This is a genomic window from Flavisolibacter tropicus (assembly GCF_001644645.1).
GTDB classification, from domain to species: Bacteria; Bacteroidota; Bacteroidia; order Chitinophagales; family Chitinophagaceae; genus Flavisolibacter; species Flavisolibacter tropicus.
The window spans coordinates 3,317,967-3,340,195 of the sequence record NZ_CP011390.1 but is presented as its reverse complement, the minus strand read 5'-3'; the positions used below and the strand labels follow the sequence as shown (position 1 = coordinate 3,340,195).

19 protein-coding genes are annotated in these 22,229 nt (G+C 42.9%); 7 read left to right on the top strand and 12 right to left on the bottom strand.

Features of this window, described 5'->3' with window-relative positions:
- The first annotated feature begins 81 nt into the window (after positions 1-81).
- Positions 82-978 (top strand): diacylglycerol/lipid kinase family protein, encoded by an 897-nt coding sequence (locus SY85_RS14060; protein WP_066405504.1) that lies wholly within the window; start codon positions 82-84, stop codon positions 976-978.
- Between the two features lie 153 nt (positions 979-1,131).
- Here SY85_RS14060 and SY85_RS14055 read toward each other — a convergent pair whose 3' ends face one another.
- From SY85_RS14055 to SY85_RS14045, 3 genes are all read right to left on the bottom strand, one after another.
- Positions 1,132-1,467: a hypothetical protein gene (locus tag SY85_RS14055; protein ID WP_066405503.1), complete on the bottom strand. Its 336-nt coding sequence runs from the start codon at positions 1,465-1,467 to the stop codon at positions 1,132-1,134.
- 278 nt (positions 1,468-1,745) lie between these two features.
- Positions 1,746-3,179, bottom strand: coding sequence for a PQQ-dependent sugar dehydrogenase (locus SY85_RS14050; RefSeq protein WP_082886456.1), 1,434 nt, complete (start codon positions 3,177-3,179; stop codon positions 1,746-1,748).
- Between the two features lie 445 nt (positions 3,180-3,624).
- A complete protein-coding gene (locus tag SY85_RS14045) occupies positions 3,625-5,307 on the bottom strand; it encodes a CHASE3 domain-containing protein (protein WP_066405501.1) in 1,683 nt (560 codons plus the stop codon).
- A gap of 339 nt (positions 5,308-5,646) precedes the next feature.
- On the opposite strand from SY85_RS14045, the gene SY85_RS14040 reads away from it, so the two are divergent.
- The 4 genes from SY85_RS14040 to SY85_RS14025 all read left to right on the top strand — a co-directional run bounded on the left by SY85_RS14040 (position 5,647) and on the right by SY85_RS14025 (position 10,516).
- Positions 5,647-6,870, top strand: coding sequence for an MFS transporter (locus SY85_RS14040; RefSeq protein ID WP_066405500.1), 1,224 nt, complete (start codon positions 5,647-5,649; stop codon positions 6,868-6,870).
- A gap of 197 nt (positions 6,871-7,067) precedes the next feature.
- Positions 7,068-8,114, top strand: a complete 1,047-nt coding sequence (locus SY85_RS14035) for a bile acid:sodium symporter family protein (RefSeq protein ID WP_066405498.1) — start codon at positions 7,068-7,070, stop codon at positions 8,112-8,114.
- A gap of 179 nt (positions 8,115-8,293) precedes the next feature.
- The gene (locus tag SY85_RS14030) at positions 8,294-9,892 is read left to right on the top strand and encodes an ABC-F family ATP-binding cassette domain-containing protein (protein ID WP_066409783.1); all 1,599 of its coding nucleotides are present in this window, start codon (positions 8,294-8,296) and stop codon (positions 9,890-9,892) included.
- A gap of 120 nt (positions 9,893-10,012) precedes the next feature.
- On the top strand, positions 10,013-10,516 hold the full coding sequence (locus SY85_RS14025; protein WP_066405496.1) for a GNAT family N-acetyltransferase: 504 nt from the start codon (positions 10,013-10,015) through the stop codon (positions 10,514-10,516).
- A 160-nt stretch (positions 10,517-10,676) separates the two neighbouring features.
- On the opposite strand, the gene SY85_RS14020 is transcribed toward SY85_RS14025, so the two are convergent.
- On the bottom strand, positions 10,677-12,098 hold the full coding sequence (locus SY85_RS14020; protein ID WP_066405494.1) for an MEDS domain-containing protein: 1,422 nt from the start codon (positions 12,096-12,098) through the stop codon (positions 10,677-10,679).
- A 116-nt stretch (positions 12,099-12,214) separates the two neighbouring features.
- On the opposite strand from SY85_RS14020, the gene SY85_RS25470 reads away from it, so the two are divergent.
- Complete coding sequence (locus tag SY85_RS25470) at positions 12,215-12,397, top strand: hypothetical protein (protein ID WP_148661200.1); 183 nt, start codon at positions 12,215-12,217, stop codon at positions 12,395-12,397.
- Positions 12,398-12,467: 70 nt separating this feature from the next.
- Here SY85_RS25470 and SY85_RS14015 read toward each other — a convergent pair whose 3' ends face one another.
- The 8 genes from SY85_RS14015 to SY85_RS25955 all read right to left on the bottom strand — a co-directional run bounded on the left by SY85_RS14015 (position 12,468) and on the right by SY85_RS25955 (position 20,993).
- Positions 12,468-12,854, bottom strand: a complete 387-nt coding sequence (locus SY85_RS14015) for a response regulator (protein ID WP_066405492.1) — start codon at positions 12,852-12,854, stop codon at positions 12,468-12,470.
- Positions 12,855-12,878: 24 nt separating this feature from the next.
- Positions 12,879-13,475 (bottom strand): chemotaxis protein CheB, encoded by a 597-nt coding sequence (locus SY85_RS14010; protein ID WP_066405490.1) that lies wholly within the window; start codon positions 13,473-13,475, stop codon positions 12,879-12,881.
- Positions 13,439-14,260: a CheR family methyltransferase gene (locus SY85_RS14005; RefSeq protein WP_226998835.1), complete on the bottom strand. Its 822-nt coding sequence runs from the start codon at positions 14,258-14,260 to the stop codon at positions 13,439-13,441. The genes SY85_RS14010 and SY85_RS14005 overlap by 37 nt, the downstream gene beginning before the upstream one ends.
- Position 14,261: 1 nt before the next feature.
- Positions 14,262-14,639, bottom strand: a complete 378-nt coding sequence (locus SY85_RS14000) for a response regulator (RefSeq protein WP_066405488.1) — start codon at positions 14,637-14,639, stop codon at positions 14,262-14,264.
- Positions 14,640-14,646: 7 nt separating this feature from the next.
- Positions 14,647-18,681: a response regulator gene (locus tag SY85_RS13995; RefSeq protein WP_066405486.1), complete on the bottom strand. Its 4,035-nt coding sequence runs from the start codon at positions 18,679-18,681 to the stop codon at positions 14,647-14,649.
- 38 nt (positions 18,682-18,719) lie between these two features.
- Positions 18,720-20,246 carry a sensor histidine kinase gene (locus SY85_RS13990; RefSeq protein WP_066405484.1) on the bottom strand — a complete coding sequence of 509 codons (1,527 nt, stop codon included), beginning with the start codon at positions 20,244-20,246 and terminating at the stop codon, positions 18,720-18,722.
- Between the two features lie 279 nt (positions 20,247-20,525).
- Positions 20,526-20,846: a helix-turn-helix domain-containing protein gene (locus SY85_RS13985; protein ID WP_066405482.1), complete on the bottom strand. Its 321-nt coding sequence runs from the start codon at positions 20,844-20,846 to the stop codon at positions 20,526-20,528.
- Positions 20,847-20,852: 6 nt separating this feature from the next.
- Entirely contained in the window at positions 20,853-20,993 is a 141-nt protein-coding gene (locus SY85_RS25955; RefSeq protein WP_226998834.1) for a hypothetical protein, read from the bottom strand.
- Between the two features lie 221 nt (positions 20,994-21,214).
- Between SY85_RS25955 and SY85_RS13980 the strand changes: the two genes are divergently transcribed.
- A complete protein-coding gene (locus SY85_RS13980) occupies positions 21,215-22,201 on the top strand; it encodes an aldo/keto reductase (protein WP_066405480.1) in 987 nt (328 codons plus the stop codon).
- Positions 22,202-22,229: the final 28 nt, after the last annotated feature.

Sequence of the window (22,229 nt, the reverse complement as noted above, 5' to 3'; positions counted from 1 at the left end):
CAGTGATTTACATTTTTAGTGCCATGAATGCAGCACAGTGGTATCATTTTTTCAACCCATCTATACTAAGCAGTTTATGATATGAAGCGTGCGTTATTGTTACATAATCCTGGAGCGGGAGATGAAGAGCATAGTAAGGAAGAGCTTATTGCGTTGATAGAGCAACACGGATATGAATGCCTGTATGCATCGGTAAAGGACAAGCAGTGGAAAGACTTTGATTACGATGTGGACTTCCTTGTGATTGCAGGCGGCGATGGTACTGTGCGCAATGTGGCCAAGCGCTTGCTCAATCGTAAAATGATTGATAAGATCTGGCCCATTGGTCTATTGCCTTATGGTACGGCTAATAATATTGCCAAGACACTGCAGCTGACAGATGACACTTCACCGTTGATCCAATCATGGAAAAAGGAAAATCTGCTGAAATACGATGTAGGAAGAATTGAGAACGTGAAAGAGGCAGCGTTGTTCCTGGAGAGTTTGGGTATTGGCATATTTCCCTACCTGATGCTGAAAATGAAAGAGCGGCAAGTGGTAGAAGATGAAACACCGGAAGAAAGCATGGCTGCCGCTCTGCACCTGCTATATGATATTTCACTTACCTATGAGCCACATCACTGCCAGTTGCAGATAGATGGTATTGATCATTCCGGCCAGTTTATATTGCTGGAAGTGATGAATACAAAATCAATTGGGCCCAACCTATTCCTGGCGCCCGATGCTAATCCAGATGATGGAGTGTTGGATATTGTAGCCGTTACAGAAGCCGATCGCGCAACGTTTCAACAATACATAGCTGATAAAATAAATGGCGAAGAGCGTCCCTTCAATTATACACGCTTTCAGGCACGTTCAGTTGCCATTACCTGGGAAGGCACACACCTGCACGTAGACGATGAAGTGATCAAGATGAAAAAAGAGCAGGCAATAAAGATTGAAGTTAAAGAGGGCTTACTGCCGTTTTTAATTCCCTGAAGGATAAGATGACAGGGGATAGAGGACAGTTGGCAGTTGAGAGTCAACAGCCAACTGTTTGCACAGGCTGGCGCAAAACTTTGATAAAGTCTTGTTCTAGCCCTGGAGATTTGTATGAATAAGGGTGATGGCTAATTGTAATGTTTTATCTTTTTATAGAACAGCAGCTAAAAGAATAATAAACCCAGTTACAGCAAGTAAACCATGTAAGATGGCTACCCCTAGAGGGCCGACCTTTCCATTAATGTCGCGGTAGAACAAGAAAAAGCCACCCAATGCTGCTAAAATAAAAAAGATCAAACTAGTAGTTAATGCCTGCGCTGGTTGGCGCAGTGTGTGCACCAATAGTAATACCAGGCCGGTAGCTGCAAAAAGACCATGGCTATATACAACAGGGCGTGGCGGGTGCTTGGCAACGGCCCAGTTTTTTAAGTTCAGTAGGCCAAATACAGCGGCTAATGCAAATAGGCCAATAGCAACGTAAAGCATATAAGACGATTTTACTTCTATAGAGTTGTTGATGGCCTGAAAGGTTACAAACTGATGGCTACAATTTTGGCGCTACTCTAGCACTGAAGCTCTGCACTTGCTCCTATCGCTTTAGCCGCTGCCGGTGATGAAAAATGGATTTGTTTTGAGAGAAACTTCGCCTATTTATTATCGTTAGCTGGTAATTGACCACCGCTTACCGTCAACTGTCATCTTTCAACTGTAAACTATTAACTGTCGACTGCCAACTACAAACTGCCACCTGTCAACTACTACAATCAGGCGTTGCTACCACCTGTAACAACCAGCTTAAATACTTTGCCGCTATTGCTGGACGGGCCAAACGACTTAGAGGCCAGTATATAGATCTCTCCTCTTAGATCTTGCCCAAAACCTTTTAGCCAATAGCCAATATTGTTGGAGTAACTGGCAAAGGTTATTTTTTGAAAAGGCCAATCACTTATACTGCTGCTGGGTGAAGTAAGAAAGATTTGACCCTCAGGGCTTCTGGCACTGGCCGATAAACCGCCAAAGATGTACCAGCCATCCAGGTCAGGTATGTCCTGGCCACGGTATACAAAACCGCCCACTATGGCCACTGTTTCGCCGCCAGCAGGATTGGTAAGGTGCCTCATTTCAATGACAGGGTCAAGCAATAAGTTATTGAAAGTATCCCTATCGGGACAGGTGGTTAATGTTTTTGTTTCATCAGCAGCGTTAAAGCAATAGGTGCCTTCTCTAACGTTCCAGCCATAGTTGCCACCCTTAACTACCCGATTTATTTCTTCGTAAAGCGATTGGCCAACATCAGCTACATATAGTGATTGCATATCGCCCTTATCAAAGGAAAACCGGTAAGGATTACGAAAACCGTAGGCATAGATCTCATCGCGGCCTGCTGTGCCTACAAATGGGTTGCTGGGTGGAATAGAATAGTTTTGATTGTTGCCTGATCCGTTTATATCAATACGCAGTATATCGCCCATTAAGTTGGCTTCAATGTCCTGCCCATTGCCGCCGGCATTGGCATGGTACCAGTCTTTCTCATGCCCAGGGCCGATATCATTTTGATTGCCACCATCGCCAATGGATATATAGAGGTAGCCGTCAGGGCCAAATGCAATAGTACCGCCATTGTTGTTGGATTGTGGATGCAGCTCTTCCAAAATAATACGTTCAGAATTCAGCAAGGCTTGGTTAGGGTTGGCTGCCGATACCTGGAACTCGGAAACACGACTCATGTTGTTCCATATTGTGGGTTGTGCTGTACTGGAATCCCTAGAAGGGGAGGCAGTTGGTGGCGGTGCTGTATAAAACAGGTAGAACTTACCGTTAGTTTTAAAATCGGGGTGAAAGGCCATACCCAACAGTCCACGTTCATCGTAGCCCGACACCAAGGGAACTATTTTGCTACTGATATCAATAAAGGGGCGTAAGAGACGCTTACCGCTGGCATCCAGAATCCATACTTTACCCACCTGGTCAACAACGAATAAGCGGTGCGTGCTATCGGGCGATTCCAAAAGAACAACCGGAGAAACAAAATTGTCGGCTACCAGTTGAAGGTCGAGGTTTTGCGAAGGCGGCTGTTCATTCTTTCTACAGCCCACTGTAACCAGCAAGCTCAACAGGATCGTCAGCAGCACCGTCATACTCATCCCTTTATCCATTTGCATCAATAAGCAAATACCCGTTTTGCTATTCGTCTGCATACACCGGTTTTTTTAGGAGGTTACAAAAGGGGTACGAACGAAGAGCTGGTTTAAAAAGGTTGCTGGATGAAGGTACGTTAATACGAACAGCTTTCTGGTGGGATCAAAATGGGCGGTACGTTTCAGTTATGGAAACTATGCTAAAAGGCGACGAACGGCATTTTCCGGGCATAAATAATATACGGCGGGGAGCGGAAAAAGGTTGTCTATGTGATTTATAATTATTAGCAATAGTTGCTTTAACGCTGCTATACCTTACATCACCATTTAAATCCAGAGTTTGGTGATGAGTTTTGCCTGAATGGGAAACGTTTCATTCTTCTTTTATTGCCTGTTTTATCTGTTAAAACTGGTTAAAAATAGAGATGCGTTATTTATTCATATAGAAGGCCTGGTAGGAAGACTTGCTTAGACGCTCAAGGGTGATATCTGAAAAATGGTTTACTTACGCAGTAGCGTACCCTTTCTCTGGAATTTTAACCAGTAATGTACAGCCTTGATTGAGGGCTGTGGTAATTTGCATAGTACCAAATAAGAATTCTGTGCGGCTTTGGATATTTCTAAAACCAATACCCTTAGCTTTTGAGAGTGCGTCAAAGCCCACACCATCATCTGCGATCAATAGTTTAATATCTTTCTTCTGTTGTATGAGCTCAATAGTAATCGTATTGGCCCGGGCGTATTTTAAAATGTTATTCAGCTGTTCCTGAATAATTCTATAAAGCGTCAGCTTTACTTTGTCTGGCAGGCCATTTAATTCATCTTCTGAACTAAATCGTACTTGTGTCTTTATACTGCTGCTGGAGCGTATATCCTGTGCCAGATCGGCAATAGACTCGGTAAACCGTTCGCCTTCAAATGAAGGAGAGGTAAGGGTGTGTGAAAGATTGCGGATTTCTGTAATGACATTTACTATAGTGGTTTTGCACTTTTCCAGGAACGATTCGCGAAGCTCAGCATTGGTTTCCGCCACTTCAAGGCAGAGCTTTGAATAGGTTAATAGCTGGTTGACATTGTCGTGCAGCTCTCTTCCTAAATGATTTCGTTCTCTTTCCTGTGCTTCAATGGTAGTAGCAGCAATCTCTCGTTGTTTTTCTAATTGTTGTTTACTGATGACCTCGGTAATATTAGTAGAAATGCCACCTACAGCATAGGTGATTCCTTTTTGGTTTTGTATGGGAAACTTTATAGAATAAAAATGGTTCCATTGGCCATTGATCTCAAGCTCTTCTTCTACTTCTATTAGTATTCCTTCTCTTATTACCCTGTTGTCATTCAGGGTCTGTTGATGGGCATACGCTTCGGGAAGTAATTCAAGTGCCGTTTTTCCAATGGCTTCCCAGCTGTCTAGGTTGAATAGATTTTTGAACTGATTATTGAATAAGGTGAATCTTCCTCTAAGGTCCTTTACATAGATAACTGAACTGGTATTGTCAACAATAGATTGCAAGAGATCACGACTTTGCCTTAACGAGGTCTCTGCCAGCTTTCGGGCCTTTAGGTTTTTCCATAAGGCTATAAAAAACACGGTAATGATAGCCACTAAAACAGCTATCAAGGCAAAATAAAAAATAGTAAAGTAATAGCTGCTCTTGGCGTCGGCCTGTTTACGTACTGCCAATAAATTTTCTTCTTCATCTTCAATTCTATTGATTAAGCTATCAATGTGTTTGGTGCGATAGCTACCACCTCCCTCTTTTATGAAGGCTTGTGCAAGCGAAAATCCATAGGTATTTCTAAGATCTATGCTATGCTGGGCAGCATTGATCTTTTCAGAGACTAGTGATTGTAAGTACTTGATCCGGGCTTGTTGTATATTGTTGTCTGTTGTTAGTGTTTTTAAATGGTCAATCTGATCAAAGAGCAATTGCTGGCCGTTTAGGAAAGGAGCAAGAAAAGTACTGTCGCCGGTTATAACATACGCCCTGACGCCAGATTCCATATCTTTTACGTCGTTTGATAAATGCGTTGATCTATATAGCGCTTCTTTGGTATGCTCCACCCACCAGGTGGTATTTTCATGCACCAGGTTGTTTTCGTACGTTTTAATGGCGAGCGTAAGAATGCCGGATAGAATACAAAGAAAGAAAAAGAGAAGTTTCTTTTCAAAATAAGATGGGGATCTCATTTCTGATTTAATTAATTATACGAGTGTGTGTGCCGGCGCCAGCCAAATTAAAATAGTAAGAAAAGGTAATGATAATATCTTAAACAACATGTTATATTGAAGTGGAAGAACGGTCTGTTAGGCTTATATGCCTGCTGGGTCTTTATCGCTGTTTCATGTAGTATCCCTGTTTGTATTTAAGAATCCCCATCGCTTGTATTGCCGTCATGAAGGGTATACGCTATCTTTCAATAGGAAATTGATACGAGCGTGTAGAACTAGTGATCGGCTGTTGTTGCAGCTGCACGGCAACGTTGTTTTTAACAAAAATAAAATACCTAATACAGCGCCATCCATAAAATGTCAGAAAACCACAAGTCATTATGGCCTGCCATCCTTGTTTCCGCATTGGGATACTTTGTGGATCTATACGACTTGCTATTATTTAGCGTGGTCCGCTCCAATAGTTTAATGGAGCTAGGTGTAAATCAAGAGAATATTTTACAAGTGGGATTAAGCCTGCTGAACTGGATGCTGATCGGCATGATGGCAGGCGGCATTGTCTGGGGCATTCTGGGCGATAAGAAAGGAAGACTCTCAGTCTTATTCGGCTCCATCATTATTTACTCTGTTGCTAATTTTTTAAACGGGTATATTACTACTGTTGAGCAGTATCGCCTTTTACGATTTATATCAGGCTTTGGGCTTGCCGGCGAGTTGGGTGCAGGTGTTACGCTGATCAGCGAAATAATGAAACCTCAAAAAAGAGGGTATGGTATTATGCTGGTAACCGCAGTAGGTATGTTTGGCGCCGCCACCGCAGCCTATGTGGGGCAGCATTACGATTGGCGGTTTGCCTTCCGGCTAGGTGGTATCATGGGCCTGGTATTATTGTTCCTGAGAATAAGTGTAAAGGAAAGCCCCGTATTTAAAAGGGCTTTAGCAACAGAGGTAAGCAGGGGGAACTTTCTAAAGTTGATGACGCATAAACGTCTGGCCTTTACATTTATAAAATTGATCATTCTGGGGCTGCCTATTTTCTTTGTAATAGGCATACTGATCACAGCCACACCTGAGTTTGCTAAAGCATTGGGTATGTCGCCAATGCCCGCTACAGGTACAGCTGTGATGGTTACCTATATCGCTATTTCACTGGGCGATATTCTTTGTACGGTAGTGAGCCAGGTGTTGCGTAGTCGTAAAAAAGCACTTTTGTTATTCCTGTTCATTACACTTATCGGTATCCTTATTTACTTATACTTTCCTGTTACTACTCCATTGGGGTATTATGTAAAATGTGCTATCCTGGGTATTGGCATAGGTTACCTATCCCTGCTGGTTACTTTTGTAGCAGAGCATTTTGGAACCAATTACAGGGCTACGGCCACCATTTCGGCTCCCAACTTTATTCGTGGACTTTTACCCATTGTTGTGGCGCCGGCATTCCTGCTGCTTAGGCCAACCTTTGGTTTAATAACCGGTGCTGCCCTGGTGGGTATTGCCTGCATCATTATCGCTATCCTAACGCTCTTTTTTTTAAAAGAAAGCTTTGGCAGATCGCTTGAATGGATAGAACCATTTTAAGTCAGATACTATTAAGTCCAAATGCTCTGTTTATATATAGTTCACAACTATCCCCTGTCAACTGCCAACTCCCAACTGTCAACTGTCAACTCACAACTGTAAGCTGTTAACTCCCAACTGTAAACTGCCAATCAGATTTTAGTAAGAAGCAAGTTGCTCATTATTGCACTTACCTTTGGCGCCAAAAAAAATAGAATATGAGCAGTAAGGGGTCGTATGGTAAACGTGTGTTGCACATTCTTTCTCGCTTTGGGTTAGATAGTTTTATCCTGCTGCTTATAGGTATGATCGTGCTGGCAAAGCTGTTTCCACAGGGTGGCACGGGTGAGGGCCCTTGGTCTCTTTCTTCTCTATCAAGTTATGGGGTATCGCTCATCTTCTTTTTCTATGGACTGAAACTAAACTTTGCCGAGCTGAGAGCTGGCCTGCGCAATTGGAAACTGCATACGATCGTACACGGCAGCACATTCATTTTATTCCCTTTACTAGTCTTAATTTTTAAAGGGCTTATTCCTACTACCGCCTATCCATTGTGGCTGGGCGCCTTTTTCTTGGCAAGCCTGCCCTCAACTGTGTCATCATCAGTAGTGATGGTGTCCATTGCCGAAGGCAATATACCAGCGGCTATTTTCAATGCCAGTATTTCAAGCATTATCGGTGTATTTATTACACCGGTGTGGATGAGCATGGTAAACATAGGCGGTTCAGGAAATGTAAATATGACGGACATCATTTTAAAGCTCGTCTTACAAGTGCTGGTACCGGTGGTATTGGGTTTGGCATTAAACAAAAAATGGGGGCATTGGGCAAAGCACTACAAGAAAGAACTAAAGTATTTTGATCAGGCTATTATCCTGACTATTGTTTACACCGCTTTTTGCGAATCGTTTGCAAAACACCTGTTTGATAATATTGGCGTTGTAGAATTGTTGCTTTTAGGTGTTTGTATGTTGGCTCTTTTCTTTGTGGCTTACATTATTACTTCATTAATCTGCAAGGCTCTTTCCTTTAATAGGGAAGATACCATTACCGCTACTTTTTGCGGTTCAAAAAAATCGTTGGTGCATGGTACCGTTATGTCAAAAGTGCTATTTGGAAACAGCACTATGACAGGTATTTTGCTATTGCCGTTAATGCTGTATCATGCGTTGCAGCTAATTGTAGTAAGTATGATAGCGCAACGGTTAGCAAAAGACAAGCAACATATGGATGTTGTTAGTGATCCAGGCGAGGTTGCTATTTAGTATTTGGTGTTAGGATGTAGCAAGCTCCGTCATATTAACAAGCCAGAGTGGAAAACATCCTTATCTTTGCCCCTCTTTCAATAAGCTCAACCATGTAGAATAAAATTTCTTTCTGACAAGACAGGTCGTTGGCTGCCGCAGCAGAAGACTACCATTTCTCACCTTTCAAAGAAAGAAACATGCTTATTCTACAAAATCTTTCCTATATACATCCCAATAAGGAGTTGTTGTTTGAAGACATCAACCTCACTGTAAACAATCGCGATAAAGTAGCCCTAATTGGCAATAACGGTTCTGGTAAATCAACATTATTAAAAATCATAGCAGGCGAATTGCAGGCCGCTGAAGGACAATTGCAGGTTGGTACCCAGCCTTATTTTGTACCGCAAATTTTCGGACAGTACAATGAGCTAAGCATTGCCCAGGCCTTAGGCATTGAAGAAAAACGATGTGCTCTTAAAGAGATCCTTGAAGGCCAGGTAACTGAAGATAACCTGAACGTACTTGATGATGACTGGACTATTGAAGAACGATGCAATGAGGCATTGGCTTACTGGCAACTGCAGGATCTGGACCTGACACAAAGGCTTGGCTCTTTAAGTGGCGGGCAAAAAACAAAGGTGTTCCTGGCGGGCATTTCTATACATCAATCTAAGCTGGTATTATTAGATGAGCCTAGTAATCATTTGGACACAGCAGGCAGGGAACTGCTGTATGCGTTTGTGCGCCATACGCCCAGCACGTTGTTGATTGTAAGTCACGACAGGAAGTTATTAAACCTGTTAGATACAGTTTGTGAATTAAGTAAAAAGGGAATCACTGTTTATGGTGGTAACTATGATTTCTATGCAGAGCAGAAACAGATTGAAAATGAGGCACTGTCCCAAGATGTAAAAAGCAAAGAGAAAGCCTTACGCAAAGCCAAAGAGAAAGAAAGAGAAACCTTGGAAAGACAGCAAAAGCTGGATGCACGAGGCAAGAAGAAACAGGAAAAAGCGGGTGTGCCCACTATTATGTTGAATACGCTGCGTAATAGTGCTGAAAACAGTACTTCTAAAATCAAATCGGTACATGCCGAAAAGATCGGCGGTATTTCGCAGGAGCTGCAGGAAATACGTTCCGCGTTGCCGGAAATTGATAAAATGAAATTGGGTTTTGATCATTCCGCCTTGCACAAGGGTAAAATATTGTTTACGGCGTCGGGTATCAACTACGCTTACAATCATAAGCTGCTTTGGAAAGAGAACCTGGATCTTCAAATTACAAGTGGGCAGCGTATGGCGCTGAAAGGCTTGAATGGTTCAGGGAAGACCACCTTGATAAAGATCCTGCTTGGGCAATTAGAGCCGCCTGTTGGAACCGTTTACCGGGCCAGTAATCGTTCGGTATATATTGACCAGGATTATTCGCTCATTAACAACCAGCTAAAAGTGTACGAGCAGGCCGAACAATTTAACACTACTGCTTTACAGGAGCATGAAGTGAAAATAAGGCTTACCCGCTTTTTGTTTACAAAAGAAGACTGGGATAAACCCTGTAGTGCACTCAGTGGCGGAGAGAAAATGCGATTGATGCTTTGTTGCCTGACCATTGGTCATCAGGCGCCCGATATAATTGTACTGGATGAGCCCACAAACAACCTGGACATTCAAAACATTGAAATTCTTACAGCGGCTATTAATGAATACCAGGGAACGTTGATCATTATATCACACGATGAATCTTTTTTAGAACAGCTACAGGTAGAAATGGTCGTTAAACTATACAGTAAGGCGTAATTGTCTGCCAGTAGTTATAGCAAAGCAGTTTCGACTTCTTATCTTTCAATAATAAGAATAAGGTCTGGTACTATTGTAGGAGCTATTCATACAGTTGCTGGCAAGTGAAATAAACTTCAGATGATTCGGTTAGAAAAATTTGACTATAACGATTATGAGTTGTTGATCTCCTGGGTTGACAGTGCCGAAACGCTGATGCAGTTTGCGGGTCCGGCCTTCTCATTTCCTTTAACTCGAGAGCAGCTGGATGAATCCTTTGGTAATAAAAACCGAATGGCTTTTAAAGTAGTTGATGCGGGCAATGTAACCATCGGGCATGCAGAAGTATATGTAACCAGCCAAAGCACTTATTTGGGTAGAATAGTAATTGGCGCTCCGCAATTAAGAGGAAAGGGCATTGGGTTGCAAATTGTTTCTTTGCTTTTGACGTATTGCTTTGAGGTGTTGCAACAAACTGACGTAGCGCTGAATGTTTTTGACTGGAACACCAGCGCTATTAAATGTTATGAGAAAGCTGGTTTTCAAATCAATCCGGATAAGAAAGCAGAGCGAAAAGTAAATGGACAAACTTGGATAGCATTAAATATGACCATCAGTAAGCAGACGTGGATGCTATTGCAGTAACCTACTTAGGCGGCTTATGAATACCAATTTTAAGTTAGGCTGTTCGTATATCCGATGACAGTTGGTAGTTGACAGGTGATAGTCGGCAATAAAGAGCTGCACTCTGTCAGCTGTCTACTGTCATCTGTCAACTAAATACGCCCCCTTTATTAAAGCAGTATTATTCATGAATGGGCAGCAATACGGAAACGGTAGTGCCTTCGCCAGATTTGCTTTGTACTTGGTAGTTGGCGCCAATCATAGCCGCTCTTTCCTTCATCCCTAATAAGCCTAACGTCCTTTTTTCTTTTGCTTTTTGAGGGTCGAAGCCTGCTCCATTGTCGTGTATGGACAAATGAAGGTGGCTGTTTTTTTGGGTGAGCGTCACCTTTACTTCACTTGCTCTTGCATGCCGCGCTACGTTGGTCAGCGCTTCTTGAAAGATGCGAAAGAAAGCAGTTTGAACTTTGGCTGATAGTTCCGGTTGTTTTTCAGACTTTAAGAAGTAAGATTGAATGTTGGTCCGTTTTTCAAATTCATTGAGGTGCCAGTCCATGGCGGCGGCCAGCCCCATATCATCAAGTGCCGAGGGGCGAAGCTCTGTAGAAATTTTTCTCACCGATTGAATGGCGGTATCAACCATAGCCATATGATCCTTAAATTTCTTTTGTATGGTTTTATCAGGAGAATCTATTTCCTCTCTGAGCCAATCGGCATTCAGTTTTAACACCGTTAATTGTTGTCCAATCTCATCGTGGAGTTCACGGGCAATCCGGATTTGTTCTTCTTCCCGAATGTTTTGTAAATGCTCTGTTAGTGCACGGATTTGTTGATACGATTCAGTGAGTAACTCTTCTGCTTTTTTATGGTCAGTTATTTCAATTTTCAGGTATTGGACAGCCTCGTCTAATTGTTGAGTTCGTTCAGCCACGCGCTGCTCCAGTTTATTATTCAATTGCTCCAAATCCTCATTCATTTTTTTTAAGGAGGCCTTGGCTTGTAATAACTCTGGTGTTTCAAATACTTCCCATTTGCCATATCGCCTGGCAATTCCAAATTGGTGATTGTGCATTACATCAAACATGTCGTTGCCTAAAATGTGGGGAAGTGGGAAATTGCATAATATGATCAAGGGCTGGCCCACAATGAATTGATCAATCTTCTTTTCAAGTTTGTGCAGCTCACCTTCAAAATGGTCCAGTAGCCAGGCACCACCGCCATTCACGCGCATGCCGTCAAAGCCTCTAAGGAGTGCCTGCTTTAGCTTCTCTGAAAAGCGCTCGGCAATTGCCTTAAGATCATAGATGCCTTCCTTAAGAAACCATTCTTCGCGCGAAACAATTTCTAACTTATCTGCTGCTAAATAATCATCCAGGTCTGGCAATAGTTTTCGCAATGTGCTTGCCGCTTCTTCTACAGTTAGTTCTTTGTTGGTCTCTGATAAAATCCAGAGGCAATATTCATTATGCTGCAAGCCAGCCTTGAAGAAAGCGGCTTCTGTGTATAACAGATCTTGCGGGGTTTCATAGAACTGACAAAAATGCGTTCCCCATGGAATGTCTCCCAGCACTTCAATGCCGGACTTTCTTAAACTGCCTGTCATTGTTAAGTATCTATTTTATTCCAAACTGATTGTAAAACGCAACGTTTCCAGAGTAGGATACTGTATCTCTCTAATCTTATACAAACATCAGCCCAATCTTAAACACCTCAATAAGCATGCAATCGTTGGTTATCTATAAAGTGTCGACGCTTTGCTATTTTGTGTTTAAAGCAAGCAGCGCTACTTCAAGATTCGATAATCAATTGCCTGATAGTTGGAATACTAATAAAACTGGTCGGTTAGTTTCTTGCTTTAAAAACGCTGATGAGATGTTTAATGATGTATGGAAGCACCTATAATAAGGGAGATGCGCTACATTAACGGGACCTAAATAGATTTAGACTGGCAGTAGCTAGAACTTTTTAGAACTTATACATATTGAAGCAGTTGTTCTGCAGTTTTGCGCACCTCAATAATTTCCATAGGCTTGGTGAGCAGGTCTACTTCGTAATTCTTGCAAAACTGTTGGTCTAGCGGATCAGAAGATGTAGATAAAACGACTGTAGGAATAGACTTCCATTGCTCGTGTTGTTTTAGGTGCTTCAGGGTTTCCCGGCCATCCATTCCCGGCATGTTGATGTCTAGGATGATCAGGTGGGGAGTAGTATCACTTCCTTGTAAATAGCGCAGTGCCTCATTGCCGTCACCGGCGCTTACAATATGTAAAGAATCGTGTGCGGTTTTCAAAGCCTCACCAATAATAAAAAGGTCGTCTTCATCATCATCAACGTGTAAGATTACAAGTGGCTCTTTCATTTCGTAATTTTTTTAGTGAGTTGGTTAATCCAATAAATTGATAAAGTCTGCCATTTTATCTTCCTCTAAAATAGCGTCGGCTTCAATAGTGGCTAATGCATTTTTAGGCATTTGCGAAACTTCAGCGTTCCTGGGGTCCTGTACCCATACTTTACCACCCATTTCCTTTACGCGCTTTAATCCTTCTGTTCCATCGTTGTTGGCACCAGAAAGCAATAGGCAGGTTAGTTTATTGGTAAATACATCGGCCGCTGTTTCAAATGTAACATCAATGCTTGGACGACTATAGTTTACTTTTTCAGAGTCATCCATGGCCAGCGTCTTGTCTTGCTCTACTAGTAAATGATAATCGGCAGGAGCAAGATAAATCATGCCCGGCTGGATGCATTCTTTATCATCGGCTTCTTTCACCTTACGTTTGGTCTTAACACAAAACAGATCGGCCAGGGAGGTCTGCGCTGAACTTTTTCGATGCAGTACAATAAGAATGGCTGTTTGCAGTTTTGACTTCAGGCGTGGTAACACGCGAAGCAATACATCCAGACTTCCGGCCGAACCGCCAATGACCAGGAGCTGCTTAGCTACTAGCTGATCTTCCTCCAGATTTTTTCTTTGTTCCATTGTTTATACCCTTTAATAATGGAGGAAAAGCGAAGGGTTTCTTTGGCGCCCAACACCACGAAACCTAATCCTTCCAGACTATTGTCAAATAATTGAAAAACGTTTTCTTGTAGGTCTTTGTCAAAATAGATCAACACATTGCGGCACAGGATCAACTGGAATTCGTTGAATGATTTATCTGATACCAGGTTATGTGTAGCAAAGATCATTCTTGATGTTAGTGATACGTCAAACTTGGCGTATTCATAATTGGCCGCATAGTAGTTGGAAAAGGCCTCTTTCCCGCCCGATTGAATATAGTTCTCCGTGTATTGCTTCATCTGGTTGAGCGGAAATATGCCGCGCTTTGCTTTTTCCAGTACATCGGGATTGATATCGGTAGCATACAATAAAGACTTATGTAAGAGGTTCAATTCTTTTAATACAATAGCCATAGAGTATACCTCTTCACCGGTTGCACATCCGGCATGCCAGATACGAATTAGCGGATAGGTAGCCAGCAGGGGTAGAATCTCTTGACGCAACGTTTTATATACTTCAGGATCCCGGAACATCTCTGTTACATTCACCGTGATTTCCTCAACAAAACGTTTCATATAGTCGGCGTCCGACTTGATCTTATACAGCAACTCGGCAAAGGAGGGAAACCGGTCCAGCACCATTAGCCGGGTGATGCGTCTTTTTAGCGACGCCCTTGCATAATTGCTGAAATCGTAACCATAGGTATCGTACACCTCTTGCAACAACAATGTTATTTCTTCTTCCCGCAGCAACCTTGTTTCCACATTACTTGCTTAAATAGTGATTCAATTTCTCTAACAGTATATCTACATCTATCGGCTTTGAAATATAATCATCAGCGCCAGCAGCCAGGCATTTTTCCCGGTCACCTACCATTGCCTGTGCTGTTACAGCTATTATAGGTGTCATCCTAATCTCTTCATCAGCGCGGATCAGGGCGATGGTTTCATAACCGTCTATTTCCGGCATCATCATATCCATTAATACAGCGCCTATACCTTTATTGGTTTTCAGCATTGGCAACACTTCACGGGCATCCATCACCGAGAGGCAGGCAAAGTCTTTGGCTTTTAAGGTGGCCTTCAGTGCAAAAATGTTGCGGCTGTCATCATCTACAATTAATACCTGTTTTTGTTCACTCATCGTTTGTTTATTGGGTGTCATAAAGCCAAACTCTTAATAAGGATAATAATTGGTCAATATCAACGGGTTTTGAAATATAGTCGGAGGCACCGGCCTTTATACATTTTTCGCGGTCGCCGGTCATAGCCTTGGCCGTTACGGCAATAATGGGCAGTTTGCGGAAATGTTCAGTAGCCCGAATCTGCTTCATGGTTTCATAGCCATCCATCTCTGGCATCATAATGTCCATTAAGACAACGTCTATGTCAGGATGTTGGTTTAGCATCCGTAAGGCCTCTTTGCCATCTATGGCACTAAGCACTTGCATATTATGTTTTTCCAAAGCCTTGGTCAACGAGAAGATGTTGCGCACATCATCGTCGGTGATCAGAATCTTTTTGTTGCGCAATACATCTTCCAATGCACCGAGCTTTTGGAAAGAGGCTTTTTGTTGCGTTCCGTTATTTTCTTCAATCAGGTGCAGGAATAAAGACACTTCATCCAATATGCGTTGATAGGAGTGTGCTGTTTTTACCACAATGGAATCAGCATATTGCTTGATCTTCGATTCTTCAACTGTTGATAAACTTTTTCCAGTGAAAATGATAATGGGTAAATGCTCCAGTCCAGAACGTTTCTTTATTTCTTCCAAGGTATCATACGACTTGTTATCTGGTACGCCCATATCCAATATCACGCAGTCTACGCTTTCTTTTTCCAACGCATCTACACTCTCTGAGATGTTGTTTGATACTTCTGCGTTCACTTGGAAGGTTTCTAGGAAATAAGCCAATGCCTTGGCATGCTTAGAGTTCTCTTCTACGATCAGCACCTTTTTATACTCTTTGTTTAGTACGTGCTCAATCTTTTGGAAGATCTCCTGCATTTGCTCAAAGGCAACCGGTTTGTTGATGAAATCAACCGCGCCTTTCATCAGGCTTTCTCGTTTTACTGCATGCGACGACATCATGTGTACCGGTATGTGTCTTGTTTGAGGCGCACTTTTCAACGCCTCCATTACTTCCCATCCATCTTTTACCGGTAGTTGCAGATCCAGTAAGATACCAATAGGCTTGAACTGTTTGGCCAGTTCAATGCCTTCATCACCTCTTACGGCTACAAGGCCTTTGTAGCCTTTTGTGCGTGTATAATCCAACAGGGCTTTGGCAAAGCCTGCATCATCTTCTATAATAAGAATGACCTTGTCCTGCGGCTTAATTACAGTACGGTCGTCAGGAAGGGCAGCTGGAATTTCAGTAGCTATGTAGCGTTTGCGCTTTACCGATAGGGATTCTTCTGGTGTGTTTATTTTATGGCTAACGGGTGTGGTAACTATTGGCTCAATCGGTGGTGTGCTTGCTACTTCTGTTTTGTGCGTAGGAATGAAAAGGGTGAACTCACTTCCTTGACCCACTTCACTAGTCAGTTTGATCTCGCCACCTAAAATACGCACCAGCTCCCGGCTTATAGATAACCCCAGGCCTGTACCGCCAAACCGGCGACGGGTAGAACCATCGGCTTGCTGAAAGGCTTCAAACACGGCCTGTTGCTTTTCTTGTGGAATACCAATACCGGTATCCTTAACTGAAAAACGAATAAAGGAGGGGCGTTCAGAAAGGGTAGATACAGAAAGGTCTACCGCACCTTGTGTGGTAAACTTAAGGGCATTGGAAAGCAGGTTTTTCAGGATCTGCTCCAAACGCATACGATCTGTTTCAATCAATGCCGGTACGCTTGGCTCAATTTGAACATTGAAATCAATGCCTTTTTCTTTGGCCATAGGAGCAAAGAGTGAGCGAAGGCCGCTGGTCATATCGCGCACGGCAGTAGGTGCAAACTCCAGCTCCATTTTGCCGGCTTCTATCTTGGATAGGTCTAAGATTTCATCGATCAATGACAGTAATCCGGATCCTGAGCTTTGGATTACCTGTGCATACTCTACCTGGTCTGAGGTCAGGGTTTTTTCATTGTTTTCTGCCAGCAGGCGGGAAAGGAGCAAGATCGAGTTTAATGGCGTTCTTAGCTCATGCGACATGTTAGCCAGGAATTCTGATTTGTATTTGGTACTGATCTCCAGCTCTTCGGCTTTGCGTTGAATCTCCAGGTTGCGCTGCTGAATGATTTGATTGCGTTCCTCTAAAAGTTTAGAACGCTCTTCCAGTTCCTGGTTGGCTTGCATCAATTCTTCCTGTTGCACTTTCAGTTCTTCCTCCGACGCCTGTAAGCGCTGGGTATTCATCTCTAATTCCGCATTCAGCGCTTCCAGTTCCCGGTGCTGCGACTGTAGTTCTTCTGCCTGCGTTTGCACTTCCTCAAACAGTTCCTGCAGGCGGGTTTTATTTTTTGTAACCTGTAGTGCAATGGCAATATCAGTAGCTATATCTTTTAAGAAATCCAGCTTGTAGGCTTGTATGCCCTGTAGCGAGGAGGCTTCTATTACACCTTCCACCTGGTTATCATTTACCAGTGGAATTAGTAGCACTTGTTTGGGGGCTGCTGTTCCTGCTGCCGTACGTATCTTGATAAAGTCATCTGGTACATTTTCCAGCACCGTCATTTCCTTGCGCAGGGCAGCCTGGCCTACCAGTGTTTCACCAAAGTGCAGGCGTTGGGGCACTAAAGACACACTGCTGATGGCATAACCAGCTTTGTAAAGAAGTTCATCCTCTTGTGCAACATACAAAAGCCCGTTTTCGCAACCCAGGTATTCAATAACAGTTTGCAAGGCATCCTTGCAAAGAGTAGGCAGATCTTTCTCTCCTCTGATGGCATCATTTACAGCTGCAATTCCTGTCTGTATCCAGATCTTTTCTTCATTGCTCCTGGTAAACACTTCCAGGTTGCCTTTCATTTCTATAATAGCATTGCCAAGTAAGTCTTCATCGCTGCGAGGATGAATAGGTACTGAGAAGTCGCCCCTTCCTATAGCATCAGCTGCCTGGGTTAGTTGTTTATTATTTGTGTCAATTGCTATGATGGAGCGAGCAAGGGCTGCTACCACATCGTTTGTCTCGGCTTGTATGGTAATACCTGTCTTGCCTTTGGCAATGGTTTGAGCGGCTTCCCGCAGCGAGGTGAGTGTGTTGGAAATAGAGCGGGTGATGAAGAGGATCAGGCTCACTACGGAAAATAGCATGGCTAGCAATAAAATAATATTCCAGCGTTGCAGGTCTTCTTCATGTGTATATAAGTTGTCAATACCTTGTTTAACCCGGCTTACCATTTTTTGTTGTACTTCCATAACCCGGTCTATTGCATTCGCCGAAACATTCCACCAGTATTCGGCCGAAACGGAAGTGTCCAGTGATTTGGTTTTTGCCAGTTTGTTCAGGTAGTCGCCCATTGCTTTAACATCGGCGTCTGACTGTAAGGCTTTGATATCCTGAATAGACTGTGGCGATGATGCAATAAAGAACTCTTTCGAAAATGCATCAATGATGGATTGTGTTTGAATAACCGAACTAATAAGCTGTGGGTTAGACTGCTGGGTTTGTAGCATCAGGTATACCTGTGCGCGTACTATTCCTTCATAAGTAATAATATCCGATAATATCTTTTGCCCGGCCAGATCTTTAATAATAGGCCTTAGATACAAATTGTTGCCTACCGCCACATTATTCTGGTTACTCAAGCGAAAAATAATATTCGTGTAGAAGTTTAGAATCTCGCCTGCATCAGCCTGTTTATTGTCCAGTCGGGCTCTGAAAGCTTTTAATTGGTCCAGGAAGGTATAAGAAGTAAACCCCGGCAGGCCGGCACCATTTTCGGTTAGCAGTTTTTGTAAGGCGGCATCGGTTTGCTGACGTTCGGCCAGCATTTCATTATGCCAGGTGCCTTGCAAGGCAAAGCCAAATGCGTAGCGCCTTTCTTTTTGTAATTGTTCTGCCAGGTTATTAATATTGATAGCCAGGTCTACGCGTTGACGGTAGTTGTCAACCAGGGCTAGCTTTTCATCGCGACTTTTATAGAGTTGGTATGAAACGGCCAACAAAAAAAGCAGGGGTAATAGCCCTAATAACATCAGCTTCGTAGGTAACGGTAGCCTTTGCAGCAATCTTTTCATTTACACTTTTGGTTTAGATGGTGAATCGGGTTGGTTATTTATTGTTGTTGGGTAGCTGGTAAAACCACAATGAAGTTGGCGCCTTCACCTGGCTGGCTATGTGCTGTGATCAGACCATGGTGTTTTTCAACGATCTTTTTGGCAATGCTTAGCCCGATGCCGGTGCCTTCATATTGGCTCTGGGCATTGAGGCGTTGAAACAAGGAAAAGATCCGTTGTGTATATTTTTCTTCGAAGCCAATACCATTATCAGAAAACACTAGTCGGTAAAAAGCACCATTGTTGGATTCAGGGCTATCCGCCTGTAATGTGCTTACTTGTTGGCAATGGATATGCAAAACGGGTGTTTGGTCTTCCTTAGCAAATTTTAAAGCATTGCTGATCATATTTTGAAACACCTGGCGGATCAATCCGGGAATGGCCTCGATGTGAGGCAAGGGGTCAAGGTGAATCTGTGCTTCTTTCTCTTGAATCATTAACTCCAGGTCAACAAGCACTTCCTGAGCTATCTGGTTTAAATCAGTGTGTACAAAACGATCTATTTCGGACAACCGGGAAAAACTCAGTACGTCATTTACTAACCGGTTCATTCGATCAGAAGCGTATAGAATCTTGCTTAGGTACTTTTCAATCTTGTCTTTATCTGCTAATTGCTCTTTCATTAAGCTCCCAAACAAATGAATCTTGCGCAGGGGCTCCTTTAGATCGTGTGAAGCAATAGAGGCAAACTGTTGCAGGTCTGCATTGCTTTCTTCAAGACTTTTATTTGCTTCTACTAACTCCTTGGTCCGCTCTTTTATTTTCTCTTCCAACAATTCGTTGATTTCGTGCTGGTCGTGTATATCAACAAATACACCCGTCCATTTAATGAGCGTATTATTTTCTTTTACAGGCGTAACACGGAACAGGTGAAACCGGTACGCCTGGTTAGTTAACTTGCGAATACGAACTTTTTGTTCATAGAAGTTCCCTTTTGTAAGGGCGGCTTGCCATATCTCCTCCAGTGAAGGTTCGTTTTCTGGCGTATCCGGGAAACTTATTGGGGAGGTAGAATACTGATACCAAAATTGGTTCACGAAGTCCAGTTGGCCATCGGGTGTGGCGGTAAATGCTATCTGGGGAATGGAGTTCAACGTAAGGTGCAATTCCGTGTGAGCTGCTTTTAGTTGCTGGTGTGCATCATTAAGCGCAGCCGACTGCTCATAAAGCCGGTAAAAAGTGCGAACCCGCAGTATAAGAATGTCGGGATCCACGGGCTTTGTTATATAGTCCACGGCACCAGAGTCAAAGCCCTTGGTAATAAATTTCTTATCCGTATTAACAGCAGAAAGAAAAAGAATGGGCGTTTGCTTCGAGCGGCTGGAGCCTACCAGGGCCTCTGCCACCTCAAAGCCATCCATGTCTGGCATTTGCACGTCCAGAATAATTAACGAGTATGTTTGACGGAGAACTTTCTTTAAGGCTTCCTCACCCGAAAGGGCTGTGTCTACCTTAAAGCTATGACGCTCTAAAATAGTCTTGAGGGAAAACAAGTTTTCCGGTTTGTCATCTACGATCAGGATCATATGGTAAGGGGCTTTAAAAGCGATTGCTTTCAAGCTGGACGCGAATTTAATTTATTTTTCCGCTTTATCTGAAAAGAAGGCTTCAAACTCCTTGCCCCGCTTGATTTTAGCAAATTAGGAACTGTAAGAAAATACAGGTGTAGTGTTTTTAGTACAGTTGGTGCTAAATCCCCTTTACATTATTCTTTGTTAGCCATTAGTTGCCTGAAGAGGCAGATATATGAAGTTCAAAGCCCGTTAATTATGCATCCGGTATTCATTGGGTGAGTAACCCACCCGCTACTTAAACAGCAGGGTGAAATGCTGGGGATACTTGAATCCAAGTTCATACGCAATTTCACTAACTGATCTGGAAGTGTCAAAGATTCGCTCTTTGGCCACATCGATCAGCAAGGAGTACTCATCAATGTAACGTCCAAGCGTAGTGCCGTGAATCAGATCGGGGTGAAAAACCAATGAATAACCTAAGGGTTGGTAGAGCTCGCCTTCGTTCTCTACACTCACTACTTGTCCGGGAGCAATAAATACCAATGTGCCTTCCTGGTAGTCATAATAATGGCGCCTGTAACGCAGATCGCCACATTTTACATCTTTTAACATGATCGCTTAGAGTCCAAAATTGGCACTGTAACGTTGTCGTGGAAGCACCTTCGAGTAATCAATAACTGTAATCAGTGGATGTAGTGTTTCATGATTATTAGAAGTGTTATACTGGCTTACGGTATCAAATGTTATTATGTTTTCCATGATCAACTATGCTTTACTACTTAAAAGTTATAGCTTGAATGACGGCTTGGTAAAGTCGGGCAGCTGAAGCAGTAATAGTGGTAGAACTTTCAGTAATCTGTATACAAGGCGGCCTGAAAATAATAGAGAACTTTGCACTAACGAAATTAAATCGAACCATCGATGGTGTAATACAATAATGGTTCAACTATAATTACTTAATAACAATCAATGGTAGTATTATGAAATACCGAAAATTAGGAAACAGCGGATTGGAAGTCTCTGCCTTAGGGCTTGGTTGCATGGGTTTTAGTTCCACTTTTGGTCAACAGGTAAGTAAGAAAGAAGCTATTGAACTCCTTCACGCAGCAGTAGAGCGTGGCGTAACCTTTTTTGACACAGCTGAAGTATATGGTCCCTACAACAATGAGGAAATTGTGGGCGAGGCCCTGGCGCCTCTACGCAATAAGGTAGTTATTGCTACCAAATTTGGCTTCAACATACAGGATGGAAAGTCAGTTGGTGTAAACAGCCGGCCAGAGCATGTTAAACAAGTGGTAGAAGGTTCTTTAAAACGTCTAAATGTTGAGGTAATCGATTTGTTATACCAGCATCGTGTAGATCCTAATGTGCCTATAGAAGATGTGGCAGGTGCTGTAAAAGAACTAATTGACCAAGGAAAAGTCAAATACTTCGGTTTATCAGAAGCGGGTGCTGATACCATTCGCAAGGCACATGCTGTGCAGCCGGTAACCGCCCTTCAAAGTGAGTATTCCATTTGGTGGCGTAAGCCAGAGGAAACGGTAATGACTACCTTGGAAGAGTTAGGAATAGGGTTCGTTCCATTTAGTCCTTTAGGTAGAGGGTTTCTAACAGGGAAGATGAATGAGAATACGCAACTTTCCGATAACGATTTTCGCAAAGCGCTTCCACGCTTTACTCCCGAAGCACTGAAGGCTAATCAGTCTTTAATTGATCTGCTGAATGCAGTTGCTAAACAAAAAGCTGCAACACCTGCCCAGATAGCATTGGCTTGGTTGTTAGCACAGAAGCCTTGGATAGTGCCCATACCTGGAACAACAAAGTTGCACCGGTTGGAAGAAAACCTTGGGGCTGTAAATATTGAATTGACATCAGAAGACCTGCAACAGATCAATGATGCCGCTTCCAAGATTGCAATTGAAGGAAGCCGCTACCCGGAAGCACTGGAGAAACTAACAGGTCTATAAATTCTATGTTCTTTTCATAAGGATCATA